Below are 13,536 nucleotides of genomic sequence, written 5' to 3'. Positions count from 1 at the left end.
TATTCACCCCTGAAAGGCAGCAGGTTTTGACTACACCCATCGATGAATCCCTTGAACACATTGCCCGGCGATATGTTGGGCAGTTTCCTGACTTGCAGGGTTTGGCCCGTCAGGCTGCAGGCCATGTTCTGCGCCGCCATTTGGGCTATTGGCTAGATCCCGACAGCGTCTATTGGCACGAATTCGAGTCGGAGGCTTCCAGCTCGTTGAGCTACACCGGGTGGCGGCATTCTCGGCCGCCGCACCGTTCACTGACTTTCACCGAACTTGTCATGCAGCGCTTCAGCCCGGCGCAGCAGAGTGATACTGATGCACTGTCGGTCTATGGTGGCTTCTACCGGGTCGATAGCAGCCATGGGGTGTATGACGAACGCAATGAGTTGCGTCTTGCTCCGCAGTCGGTGCTTGAGTGTCTCTGGGATCTGGACTTTTCCGGACAATACACACGCTTGCTGGGGAAATTTCGCAGCGAACGTGGCGAAGATTTCTGCACGCTGGCGCGAGCTCGATTTCTTGCGGCGCTCGCGCCTGCGCCACTGACCGAGGCTGAGCGAGAGCAGGTATTGGCCACTCTGCTGGCGGACCCGCAACTGCCGTTGACAGTATCTGCACTGCGGGCTTCAGGAGAGGGTTCGCTGCAAGGCGGTTGGGGCGCATTGACCATCGGCGGCATCGCTGCGCGCACCCTCTTTGTGCTGCCGCTGAAGACGGGCAGGCGTTGCCTCTATCGTGCAGATGATCGCAGCGCCCTGGTTGTGCTTGAGCGTCAACGAGACCTTCAGGCGTGGCTGCAGGATCAGATCACTTCGCAGGAAGGTCGCGAGCGGATGATGCTGCACTTTGTCGGTGACGATGTACTGGCGCAGGCCTTGCGCGCGCAATTGAACAAATACTTCCAGGTAGCGGTTTCTGAGCCGAATTACGTACGCATCGGATCTCAGAAAATTTCTGGTGATCTAATCGTGCACCTGCGCGAGCAGGTCATGAATGAGCTGGTCAGTAATGCACATGAACGGCTGACGACCAACGCCGAGCTGCGCAAGGCCTCCTGGCTGTCCAGTCTGCAGGCAACCGCGTTGATTATCGCGCCGATGACGCCATTGGGTTGGCCGCTGGCACTAACATCGCTGGGCATCGGCGTAAGCATGCTGGCGCTTCACCTGGACATGGCGATCAACGGCAAGGCGGCTTGGCGAGCGACCGCTTGGTGGGCTGTGCTGATGGATATGCTGTTCATTCTGCTCGACGCCGCCATGATCCGTACCAGCGAGCTGTTTGCACGGTTTCCTGTGCCCACTCGTGTCGCTGAGCAGGTGGGTGCCGCGAGTGGTCCGCAGTGGGCGCTGTACATGCGCCAGGCGGCGGACGAACTGCTGGCCTCTTCGGATCGGGCAGTTGCCCGGCAGGAGTCTCTGCTGGCTGCAGTGCCCTTGGCCGATGCCGAGGCGCTAGGTGCAGCCGGAGAATACCTTGATGCATTCAGCGAGCCTCTGGCGGTGTACCGCGATGAGCTTGGCTTCGGAGCGCCTGCGATCTATGAATACAGCCACTCCCCGGCGCGTTTCAACAACCTATGGCGTGGATTGCCGCTGGAGGATGATCTGGTCGACAGCATTCAGCGCAGTCACCGCTTGGCGGAGGCGTTGGAGCAGGTCGGGGTGTACAACCCTGTACGGATGTACCGAGCGGCGTCGAGCATACGAGGAACCGGAACCATGGCTTTTCGCGAAGGCAGGCTGGGAGTAGGTGATGTGCTGGTCACCACGGACTTTTGCTCGTTCACCGAAAACCCTTATGCCCTCTGGGAAGTTTTCAACAACCCTTTAGCGCAGGTCAGTGCTGCAGAGGTATTCGATGACAGTGCGGTGATATATAGCCTGGAACCAGGCGAATCACTGCAGGTGACGCCAGTGGCACCGTTCTCCACCAGACCGGATGAAGTGGAGTCGCTGATGATGCCTGGGCGATATCTGCAGATCGAGCAGGTGACAGCTGTGCAAGGGAACGCTTATCGCTTCATGGAGGTGCGGCTCAAAGCGTTGGCCGAAGCGCCCGACAGCGCAGTCGTGTACGACATGCACAGCGGCGAGCAGTTCGATCGCATGGCAATGATGCAGCGCTTGGGGGCTGCTGGCGATGACTCGCTGATGAGACGATTTTTTCCGCTGCCGACATGAGCTACTGACGGTAAGCGGGTGTTAGCAAAAAGGCACTCTCACGAGTGCCTTTTTGTGTAAACGCAGTCGTTAAGCCTGTTTCACTTCGCGCATCGGCTTGCCTTTGACTGGTGCCTCGTTGGCCACGTAGTACTTGGCTGTGCTGCGCGGCAACGATTGGCGGCCACGGATCTTGTCGGAGATTTTCTCGGCGATCATGATCGTGGTGGCGTTGAGGTTGCCGGTAATGATGATCGGCATGATCGAGGCATCCACTACACGCAGGCCCTGCATGCCGTGTACGCGACCCTGTCCATCTACCACTGCCATTTCGTCGATCCCCATCTTGCACGAGCAGGAAGGGTGGAACGCGGTTTCCGCGTGCTCACGGATAAACGTGTCAAGTTCCTCGTCGGTCTGCACGTCGGCGCCAGGGCTGATCTCACGTCCACGGTAAGGATCCAACGCAGGCTGGGCCATGATTTCCCGGGTCAGGCGAATGCCGTCACGGAATTCCTGCCAGTCCTGCTCGGTGGCCATGTAGTTGAACAGAATGCTTGGATGCTGGCGTGGGTCTTTTGACTTGGCCTGGATACGGCCGCGGCTTGGCGAGCGCATCGAGCCCATGTGCGCCTGGAAACCATGTTCCTGTACACCGTTGCTGCCGTTGTAGTTAATCGCAACCGGCAGGAAGTGGTACTGGATGTTCGGCCATTTGAACTCTTCGCGGGTACGGATGAAACCGCCTGCTTCGAACTGGTTGCTGGCGCCGATACCGGTACCGTTGAACAGCCACTCGGCACCAATGGCCGGCTGGTTATACCAGAGCAGCGAAGGGTACAAGGACACAGGTTGGGTACACGCGTATTGCAGGTACAGTTCCAGGTGGTCCTGCAGGTTTTCACCGACACCCGGCAGGTCATGGACCACTGGGATGTCGAGGCTTTTCAGGAGTTCAGCCGGGCCGACGCCGGAACGTTGCAGCAACTGTGGCGACGCGATGGCGCCGCTGCAAACGATGACTTCCTTGCGGGCACGGGCTTCAACGCGTTCTTCGCCAGCGCCGACCAGGTAGGTCACGCCCACGGCGCGCTTGCCGTCGAACAGGATTCGATCGGTCAGGGCGTGGGTGACGATGGTCAGGGTCGAACGCTTCTTGGCGGTGTCAAGGTAACCGCGGGCGGTGCTGGAGCGACGGCCCTTCGGCGTTACGGTGCGGTCCATAGGGCCGAAACCTTCCTGCTGATAGCCGTTGAGGTCTTCGGTGCGCGGGTAACCGGCCTGTACACCGGCTTCGACCATGGCATGGAACAGGGGATTATTGCCGGCTTTGGGCGTGGTCACGCTGACCGGGCCTTCGCCACCGTGGTAGTCGTTCGGACCAATGTCACGGGTTTCCGCCTTGCGGAAGTACGGCAGGCAGTCCAGGTAGGTCCAGTCTTCCAGGCCTGGCAATTCTGCCCAGCCGTCGAAGTCCATGGCGTTGCCGCGGATGTAGCACATGCCGTTGATCAGCGAGGAGCCACCGAGGCCTTTGCCGCGACCGCATTCCATCCGGCGGCCGTCCATATGCGGCTCTGGATCAGTCTCGTAGGCCCAGTTGTAGCGACGACCTTGCAGCGGGAAGGCCAGGGCTGCTGGCATCTGGGTACGAAAATCCAGGCGGTAGTCAGGGCCGCCGGCCTCGAGCAGCAGGACAGTAACGTCTTTGTCTTCGGTCAGGCGAGTCGCCAGGGTGTTACCGGCCGAGCCAGCACCGACGATGATGTAGTCAAATTCCATGGCTTTCTCCGAAAGCAGCTGCAAGCCTCAAGCTTCAATCCGCCAAAAACAGCGGTTGCGCGAGGCTCGCAAATTAGTGGGAGTTGCAAGTACGCGTCGGCTCAGCGCGCGCCGCCTTGTACTTGCAACTTGCCGCTTGAAGCTGTTGCTTCAGAGGCGTGTCGCCTCAGAAAACCGAGGTGTACCCACCCAGTTCAACCTGTACCGACTTGATCCGAGTGTACTGAGCCAGCGAGCTCACGCCGTTTTCGCGGCCGACACCGGACTGCTTGTAGCCGCCAACCGGCATTTCAGCAGGCGACTCACCCCAGGCGTTGATCCAGCAGATACCGGCTTCCAGTTGATGGATGATGCGGTGGGCGCGGCTGATGTCGTTGGTGCAGACACCTGCGGCCAGGCCGTATTCGGTATCGTTGGCACGGCGAATGACTTCTTCTTCGCTCTCGTAGGAGAGGATGCTCATCACTGGGCCAAAGATTTCTTCTTTGACGATAGTCATGTCGTCACGGCAATCGGTAAACACGGTTGGGGCAACGAAAGCGCCTTTGGCGAACTCGCCAGCGGTCAGGCGTTCGCCGCCGCACAGTACGCGCGCGCCTTCTTCCTTGCCCTTGGCGATGTAGCCCAACACGCTTTCCATGTGAGCGAAGCTGACCAGTGGACCGAAGTTGGTGTTTTCGTCTTCTGGATTGCCAACACGGATACGCGCAACGCGCTCGGCAATCTTGGCTTCGAAAGCTGCTTTCATCGAAGCAGGAACGAATACGCGAGTGCCGTTGGTGCAGACCTGACCCGAGCTGTAGAAGTTGGCCATCATGGCGATATCAGCGGCCCGATCGAGATCAGCGTCTTCGCAGATGATCAGTGGCGACTTGCCGCCCAGTTCCATGGTGACTTCCTTGAGCGTGGAGCTCGAGGCGCTGGCCATGACCTTCTTGCCGGTCGTGGTGCCGCCGGTGAAGGAGATTTTCTCGATGCGCGGGTGCTCGGTCAGCCAGGTGCCAACTTCGCGGCCGCTACCGGTCAGAACGTTGAACACGCCGTCCGGAAGACCAGCTTCGGTGTAGATTTCGGCCAGTTTCAAGGTGGTCAGCGAGGTAACTTCGCTTGGCTTGAAGATCATCGCATTGCCAGCGGCCAGGGCCGGGGCGGATTTCCACAGCGCGATCTGGATCGGGTAGTTCCAGGCGCCGATACCCACAGTCACACCCAGCGGCTCACGGCGGGTGTAGACGAACGAGCTGTCACGCAGCGGGATCTGCTCGCCTTCAATGGCCGGAACCAGACCTGCGTAGTATTCCAGTACGTCGGCGCCGGTGACGATGTCGACGTAGCGGGTTTCGGAGTACGACTTGCCGGTGTCCAGGGTTTCCAGGGCGGCCAGTTCATCGTTGCGCTCACGCAGGATGTCGACAGCGCGACGCAGGATGCGCGAACGCTGCATGGCGGTCATGGCCGCCCAGACTTTCTGGCCGCGCTCGGCGCTTTCCACTGCGCGCTCGACGTCTGCTTCGGTGGCACGTTGCACCTGGGCGAGGACTTCGCCGTTGGCCGGATTGATGGCTTCAAAGGTAGCGTCGCTGGAAGCGTCGACATAACCACCATCAATGTAGAGTTTTTGCAGTTCGAAACGGGCCATAGTGTCCTCGCAAGTGCATTGTGTTTTTGGCTATCCGAGCGACGCTCCTGCCTGTTTGGCAATTGCGCAGCGTAGTGGTTCAGAGGTTCGGGTTTGTGTGTCCGGACTCGTCTGCTTCGCCAGTTGTAGATCCATGTATTCGTAAGCGATTTGTTTCGCCTGGTCGGTGTCGAAAGATTCTCCGGACAGCGCACCGCGCAGCCACAGACCATCGATCAACGCTGCCAGTCCACGCGCCGCGGTGCGTGCTTCAGGCAGCGGCAGGACGCGACGGAACTGGCAGCACAGGTTGGAATACAAGCGGTGATCGTTGATCCGCTGCAACCTGTGCAAAGACGGCTGGTGCATGCTGGAGGCCCAGAAGGCCAACCAGGTTTTCATTGCCGGGCCGTTGACCTGACTGGCGTCGAAGTTGCCCTCGATGATCACCTGCAGGTGGGCACGCGGGCTGTTGTCCTTGAGCGCCTGCCGGTTGGCGACGACGTTCTCGCTCAGCACGCTCATCAAGTACTGCATGGTCGCTGCGATCAGGCCGTTCTTGTCCTGAAAGTAGTGACTGATGATGCCATTCGACACACCGGCCAAACGGGCGATCAGCGCAATGCTGGCATCCCCCATACCAACCTGGTCGATAGCCAGCAATGTGGCTTCGATTAATTGCTGGCGGCGGATGGGTTGCATACCGACCTTGGGCATCTTGCAAATCTCCTCAGGCCTGCGAGCAGACGACGAGCGGCTGCCTCGGCGAAGGCCAGTCTATTTTGTTTTGATTGAACGTTCAATCAACAAAGAATAAGCTCTGCGACAATCTGTGCCATTGACAGGGATTTCACACTGTTCAGCGACACAAATTGGCACCCCAAAAAAGACGTGTAACTCCCGTAATGCAAGGTGTTGGCGGGCGCAAGCGGCGCGTTGGACAGATCTGCCGAGCGGTAACTCATCGTGCGGCAGCACCCTCGAAGCGGGGTTCGATTCTGTTTTTTCAACGCAATCGATTCGGGATCACGGTTTTTCAAGGTGCTTTTATAACACCTGACGCAGTGGGGCTATTGCACCATTTGCTCAGGCAAAGGTCGTTTCGTTTCTCTCGCACTGCCCGGAGCCTACGTGCAATGAGTTCCTCACTTATCAAGACCCCTGCCGAGAGGGTCCGGGTCAATAGCGTGGTGTTCTACACCTCGACGCTGCTGATCCTGCTTTTGACTGCCTTGCTTATTGCGGTTCCCGAAACAGCTGGCCGCGTGCTCGGTCAGGCCCAGGCCTGGTTGTCGCGCAGCTTTGGCTGGTACTACATGCTGGTGATTGGCGGCTATCTGCTGTTCGTCATCGTTCTGGCCTTTTCCAACTTCGGCAAGCTCAAGCTTGGCGGCAAGGACGACAAGCCTGACTTCAGCTACGGTGCCTGGGCTGGCATGCTGTTTTCTTCCGGTATCGGTATCTCGCTGTTGTACTTCGGTGCTTCCGAGCCTCTGGACCACTACTTCAATCCGCCGCAAGGCTCCCCGGCCAGCCTCCAGGCTGCCCGTGAAGGGTTGCAGTTGACCTTCCTGCACTGGGGCCTGCACGGCTGGGCAATCTATGCCCTGGTTGGTCTGGCCGTGGCCTACTTCGCTTATCGGCATAACCAGCCGTTGGCGTTGCGTTCGGCGCTCTATCCGCTGGTCGGCGAACGTTGGGTCAAGGGTGCTGCGGGCCACACCGTGGACATCTTCGGCATGTTCGTGACCCTGCTGGGCCTTGTGACCAACCTTGGTATCGGCTCGATGCAGGTGTCCTCGGGTCTGGAATACTTGTTTGGCATGGATCACAGCAAAACCAACCTGCTGATCGTGATTCTGGTGATGAGCACCGTGGCGACCATTGCTGCGGTGTCGGGTGTGGAAAACGGCATTCGTCGCTTGTCCAACCTGAACATCATCCTATTCAGCGGCCTGTTGCTGTTCGTGTTGCTCAATGGTCCAACCCTGCATTTACTCAATAGCTTCGTGCAGAACATCGGTGACTACCTCAATGGCGCGGTGCTCAAGACCTTTGATCTTTATGTCTATGAAGGCGACGGCGCCAAGTCCGAACGCTGGTTGGGCTTGTGGACCGTGTTCTATTGGGCCTGGTGGATTTCCTGGGGTCCATTTGTCGGTATGTTCATTGCCCGCATCTCTCGTGGCCGTACTGTTCGTGAACTGGTCGCTGGTGTGCTGCTGATTCCGTTGGGCTTTACCCTGGCCTGGCTTTCGATCTTCGGTAACACGGCACTGGACCTGGTGATCAACCAGGGCGCGGTAGAGCTGGGGCGAACAGCGCTGGAACAGCCCTCGATGTCGATCTACCAACTTCTTGAACACTTCCCGGCAGCCAAGATCGTTGTAGGCGTGGCCATCTTCGTTGGCTTCGTGTTGTTTCTGACTCCGGCTGACTCCGGTGCGGTAATGATGGCCAACCTGTCGTGCAAGGGTGGCAACGTTGATGAGGATGCACCGCATTGGCTGCGTATTCTGTGGTCGGCAATCATCACCGTAGTCACAGTAGGTTTGCTGTTCGCGGGTAACTTCGAGGCCATGCAAACCATGGTGGTGCTGGCTGGTCTGCCGTTCTCGGTGGTATTGGTGTTGTTCATGTTCGGCTTGTACAAGGCCATGAAGCAGGATAGCCAGATCGAGCAGGAGCAAGCGGAGCTGGCAGCTCGTGGTCGTCGCGGCTTCAGCGAGCGTCTTAGCCAGTTGGATCTGCAGCCAACCCAGGCGATGGTCCAGCGCTTCATGGATAAGCAGATCAGCCCTGCCTTGAAGGACGCTGCAGTACAGTTGCAGAACTTAGGCGTGGAGGTAGAAACCCGCATCGGCCAGTCGCGTTCGACCATAGGTCTGCGAGTGATGATGGAAGAGGGCAATCCTTTCGTTTATGAAGTAAGCCTGGACGGCTACCTTGCTGCTCCGAGCGAAGCGCCGGTCGAAGGTGAGAGTGAGGTGCGTCAGCGCTTCTACCGAGCCGAGGTGTACCTGCATAACGGTAGCCAGGAGTATGACCTGATGGGCTTTACCCCTGATCAGATCACCCGTGATGTGCTTGATCAGTTCGAGAGCCATCGCCAGTTGCTGGGACGTGTGTACAGCTAACAAGTTATAGAGGTCCGACAAAGGCCCGGTTCGCGAGAATCGGGCCTTTGTCGTTCTGGCAGCCTTTGCTCAGTGCTGTAATTGGCCAGCCATATGTACCGCAGGCGCAAGGTGACGCCGAAATACCCTGCGATGCTCTTGCCCACAGGAGCTATCCCCATGCCCAGCAATTCAACTCTTTCAGCGGACTTTTCTTCTGCCGTGGCCGCCGAGTTCGCTGATCGTCCCACCTTACGCCAGTTGGCCGGGCACAAGGCCCTGGAAATTCTGGCGACGCATTACCCGGTCGTTGCCGCGGCCCAGCTGCCTGATGGCGGGCCGTTGGTGCTGCAGATCCCGGACGACAACTCACACATGGCCACGCCCTATCAATCCTGGACACCGCGTTCGTTGGTAGATGTGCTCCTTGAGGCAATGCTTGCGAGCCGAAGCCTGCAATCAATGGCAGCGGAAGGGGGCGAATTTCTGGTGTCGGTAACGGCACCCCATTATCTGCACGACGCTGAGGGGAACAAGCTGGAGCACGCTACGGTGTCGGTGAATAAGGCGCTCGGTGAGCTCGACGAGCTGCGCCAACTGCTGGCCGAGTTTTTTTGCCAGGCGCAACTTGATTACTGGGCTGCCGTCGGCAGCCAAGGCGTGAGCCGTGATCGTTGGCTGCAGCAGGTGCTCAAGTCGACGCTGTTGCAAAACCTGCCTCTGCAAGGTCTCGACGCCCAGGAGCGGTTTTGCATTCAGGGGTTGCTCAAGGGAGGGAAGGAGCAGCCACAGGTGTTTGTGGTACAGGTTCAGCTCGAGCGCTATGGCCTATCGTTCGCTCAGACGCTGTCGAACCTGCTTATATCGGCCGAACTGGACGAACGGCAATTGGTGGTGTGGGTTGCACCGTCAGGTGTGGTCCGTGCATTCGAATCGCTTGATGATTTTACGCTTGCACTGCGCGAAACACTGGGCGCGATGTTGTCCTTCGACTCGATGACGTGGCATCGCTACGAGGTGGAGGGAGATATTTTCGCCCATCAAACTGCATTGTTGGTCGATGCAATGTTCCAGCCCTTCGTTCGCGCAGATTACCAGCGCTGCGTCGATGTGGCAGCGATGGAGCAGCTTTTCGCAGCGCTAAGTGATCCATCGGCCTGGTTTATAAAAGGCTATGTGCCGATCGCTGATTCGAGTGTGCAAATTCCACCAGGGTTGGTGCGTACGGGGTCCAATGACAGCTTCGCTTTTCAGTGCGGTCTATTCGATCTTGCATTGGCGCAGCTCGAGTCCGCTGGCGTGGCGGCACTGGATGACGTGGCTGATCTACACAGCTACACCCGCAACCGTTTGAGAGCGCAGTTACTGAGTGACTATCCAACAGAGGCAAACTACTTTCCCGACGATTTGAATCTGACGCTGACAACGGTTGCTGGCGCTGCCGGGGGCGCAGGTGCCGGGGTGGGCGATTCAAGCATCGAAACGCGCACTGAAACCCTGAGCGATTTCGCCATAGGCAATTTGAGTTCGCTAGGCGGTGCCACGGTTACGGCGATCACTCACCGTGAAGCGCAGTTGATCATGCCGTGGATGACGCCCGCCTATGTTCAGTCCCTGGTGCAGCGTGTCGACATCGGTGGCAGCTATCCGGCTTACGTGGCCCGAATGCTCGATGATCCGAGCACCAAGCCCCAGCGGGTGACTCGTTTTGCCAGGGAGTGGCGGTGTTCGCTGTTGTTCAGTGCGCTTAGAGCAAGGTTGAACGAAACGCTAAGCGAGGCTGGATTACAGGTCGTCGCGAGCTATTGTCGATATCAGCTGGATGAAATGCAGCCAAGCGTGCAATTGATGCCATTGGCTTTCACGCCTGATGCACAAGGCAGTGATTATGATCTGGTTCGAGGCATGTATGTTCTGTTCTCGGCGCAGCCTGCGACAGTGATCCTCTTCCGCCCTTTGTACCCCACCCAGGCAGTACTGGAGTTCGCCAGTATCGAAGCAATGTTGGCTTCGATTCGTGCCTCTGAGTCGCTGCAACAGAGCATTCTTGAATGGATGTTGCCGCAGGCCCGCCCCATCTATGACTTGGGTGGCTTCAGCGAACCGCATTGGAACAGGCCAATTATTGATACTGGATTATTGCCTGAAGCGCCCAAGCCACCGACTATCGCCCCGCGGTTCTGGAGGACAGATGTCGATCTGAAACTCTACGAGTCAAACCGTGATCTGCTTGTCGAGCTCGCGGATCGTGAGTCGGTTTCCAACCAGGAAAGTCGCTGGGCCATTCTAAGTGAGGGTGCTTGGCTGCTCTTTCAGGTGGTTTCACTTCCACTCAAAGGCCCGGTTGCCGTATTCGCCTGGATGGTTCAGCTTCTGACCTCACTTAGCAATGACATCAAAGCGTTGCAAAAGGGATCGCGAAGTGAGCGTAGCGCAGCTGCGGTGGACCTGATTCTCAATACTGCGATGCTGCTTTTGCATGCAAGGGTGCCTGCGAAGATCATTCCCGATGTCGTCCCGCTACCTCATCCGACTACATTCGATGGCTTGCCTGTGCAGGCGCCGCAGGGGAGCAATTCAACAACCGTTGTACGCCAGGGAGAAACGTTCCTCCCAAGTGCGCTTGCCGCGCAGGGCCAACTGCAGCTGGATCTGTCCTGGCGTGGAGGGCAAGGTTTCAACATGCTCACCGCCAAGCAGCGGGAGACGTTACTGGCCATGCGCACCGACGTCTCCGTAAATGGGCACGAGCCGTTGGCGACTGGGGACACACAAGGACTTTATCTGATAGCCGGTCATCATTACGTCAGCCTGGCGGGGGATGTGTACCCACTATCGCTTGCCGATGGTCACGTGCGCATAACTGACCCGTCAGGGCGTCCCGGCCCATGGATTGTTAGAAAGTATGGCGTCTGGCGCATCGATGATGGGCTTCGACTGCGTGGCGGAATGCCCAAGAGCCGTGTGCAGCGGCTGCGGGAGGAGAACCAGAAGCGAATCTTGGCACTCAGGGCAGAAGAAGCGCAGATCATCAGCAAGAGCGAGCCTATCCGGGAGACGTTCACTCGGCATCGCGATCAATTGATCGAAAATCAGCTGCAGATTGAAGCATTACAGGCACTGCCGGAGCCCAACGACGTAGAGAAAGACAAGCTCAACTTGCTCTTGGGCTTGCAAAGACGGATCAATGAGCGGGTCGTTGCCGAGCTGAAGCAGGTTATCGACAACAATCTTGAGCACGACAACATTCTGAGCGCATTGAACCAGATGAGTTTTATGGAGCCGGGCTTTGTCGATGTGCTTACACAGCAACGGAGTTACGTGCGCCAGAGTTTCCTGGAGTACGCAGAGGCCTACTTCAATGAGGTGGCGAAAATACTCAACGAGGAAAATGTCGACAAGCTCAAGGATCGAATTGCGGTTCTACCAGAGACCGAGGCCGAGAAGCAGGAGTACAAGCATTTCGTCGCCATATTGGAGAAGGTCCAGGGATGGGGGGCAAATCTTATTGAAGTGTCGAGCCATATGGATAATCTGCTCGAAGATACGCTCAAGGATCAGTCGATTTTCTTCAAGGATGAGCGCGGTGAGAAGGTAAACCGTGATTCAGTACTGAAGAAGATGATCAAGCTGAGGCAACTCAACGCGGTCGATCTGGAATTCCACTTGCTTGAGGACCTTGCCGAACTCAGCCTGGATCGGCTGCAGGGCACCGACGAACAGGTGCTGCAAGAGTACGAAGGGTATCTAGACGGTCCTGCGTTGAGGAGCGCCGGCGCTGCCCATGGTGAACTGGCCGGAAGTGAGCTGACCCTGGCGGAACGTATCGAAATTCTCAACGGCGTGCTGGATTCGTACGAAGAGGCAGCCTGTATGGCTGATTATCTGGCAAGTCTGGGCGGACCTGTTATCCGGAGCGAGAAACTCAAGCTTTACCGGGCTTCGCTGAAAAAGCTCCAGGACTCGGCGAGAAAGGAAATGACGTCGGCGGTACGAGAGCAGGAGCTTGCCGAACCGCGTCAAGTTCGCACGTACTCGCAGCACTCACGTGGCGGTAAGCGGCGCGTGGTTCTGACGCAAAAGGGCAGGAGCGTACTGGGTGAAGAGTTGGAGGTCGATGGCGCTTCGGTCATCCAACAGAAGGACAGTCAGGGTAATGTTCTGAAAACCTTCGATCCACAGGGGGTTGAAGAGGTTGCACCGGTCCGCGAACCACTCACCCCGACCTTGCCTTCGACCCCAGACAAAACCAGCAGTGTCAGAAAGCGTGCGCGTAAATTACTCGATGAGATCAGCTCGGTGGTTGATCTTGCGCGGCGCTACAGCAACTCCAAGGAGCCGCTGGGGTTGACGACGGTCATGGAGCAGCACACGCAGAAGCTACAAGAAGTCATGGCTGGCATACCGCGGACTTCACTGGACGCTGCGTTGTACGAAGAGTTGCGCAGCGGCATTCAACGCCTGGAGTTGAACCAGCGAGATCTGCTCAAGTCGTTGTATTTGACCACCAGCCATCCCTCGGCAAATGGCTTGAAATATCTGTTCCAGCAAAGACAGGTATCGATAGCTCGTAGTGTGTCGCGCAGGAAATTGGCAGCCCAAGACTATTTGGATGTTTATGAAATCAGACGGTTTCCCGAGTTGGGGCAAGACCGGGGAATGGGCCTATGGGAGGCGCACTTCCACTACCCCAGCGAGGACGCCGATGACCGTAGCTTTATCCAGGGGCATCTGAAAATCTGGGCACAACGCAAACTTGGGCGGGAGGCGCAAATGCGCGCGGCCCAAAACAACGACGTGCTGGATATCTATCGGGGCAAACTGCGCCTGGCTGATGTGGAGGGCATTATCCCGTTCGAGTGAC

6 protein-coding genes are annotated in these 13,536 nt (G+C 57.8%); 3 read left to right on the top strand and 3 right to left on the bottom strand.

Going from position 1 to position 13,536, the window contains the following annotated elements; translation table 11 throughout:
- Positions 1–26 precede the first annotated feature (26 nt).
- Positions 27–2,177 carry a dermonecrotic toxin domain-containing protein gene (locus H8F21_RS00140; protein ID WP_203479098.1) on the top strand — a complete coding sequence of 717 codons (2,151 nt, stop codon included), beginning with the start codon at positions 27–29 and terminating at the stop codon, positions 2,175–2,177.
- A gap of 69 nt (positions 2,178–2,246) precedes the next feature.
- Here H8F21_RS00140 and betA read toward each other — a convergent pair whose 3' ends face one another.
- The 3 genes from betA to betI form a co-directional block, all read right to left on the bottom strand.
- Positions 2,247–3,938 (bottom strand): choline dehydrogenase, encoded by a 1,692-nt coding sequence (betA, locus tag H8F21_RS00135; protein ID WP_203479099.1) that lies wholly within the window; start codon positions 3,936–3,938, stop codon positions 2,247–2,249.
- A 166-nt stretch (positions 3,939–4,104) separates the two neighbouring features.
- Entirely contained in the window at positions 4,105–5,577 is a 1,473-nt protein-coding gene (gene betB / locus H8F21_RS00130; RefSeq protein ID WP_203479100.1) for a betaine-aldehyde dehydrogenase, read from the bottom strand.
- Between the two features lie 30 nt (positions 5,578–5,607).
- The gene (gene betI / locus H8F21_RS00125; RefSeq protein ID WP_203479101.1) at positions 5,608–6,273 is read right to left on the bottom strand and encodes a transcriptional regulator BetI; all 666 of its coding nucleotides are present in this window, start codon (positions 6,271–6,273) and stop codon (positions 5,608–5,610) included.
- Positions 6,274–6,746: 473 nt separating this feature from the next.
- On the opposite strand from betI, the gene H8F21_RS00120 reads away from it, so the two are divergent.
- Positions 6,747–8,693: a BCCT family transporter gene (locus tag H8F21_RS00120; RefSeq protein ID WP_328824239.1), complete on the top strand. Its 1,947-nt coding sequence runs from the start codon at positions 6,747–6,749 to the stop codon at positions 8,691–8,693.
- A 159-nt stretch (positions 8,694–8,852) separates the two neighbouring features.
- Positions 8,853–13,535 (top strand): dermonecrotic toxin domain-containing protein, encoded by a 4,683-nt coding sequence (locus tag H8F21_RS00115; RefSeq protein WP_203479103.1) that lies wholly within the window; start codon positions 8,853–8,855, stop codon positions 13,533–13,535.
- The last annotated feature ends 1 nt before the right edge of the window (position 13,536 follow it).

This window comes from Pseudomonas arcuscaelestis (genome assembly GCF_016881005.1).
GTDB classification, from domain to species: domain Bacteria; phylum Pseudomonadota; class Gammaproteobacteria; order Pseudomonadales; family Pseudomonadaceae; genus Aquipseudomonas; species Aquipseudomonas arcuscaelestis.
Note: the sequence above shows the minus strand (reverse complement) of the source record. Positions and strands in the feature narration are given on the sequence as shown.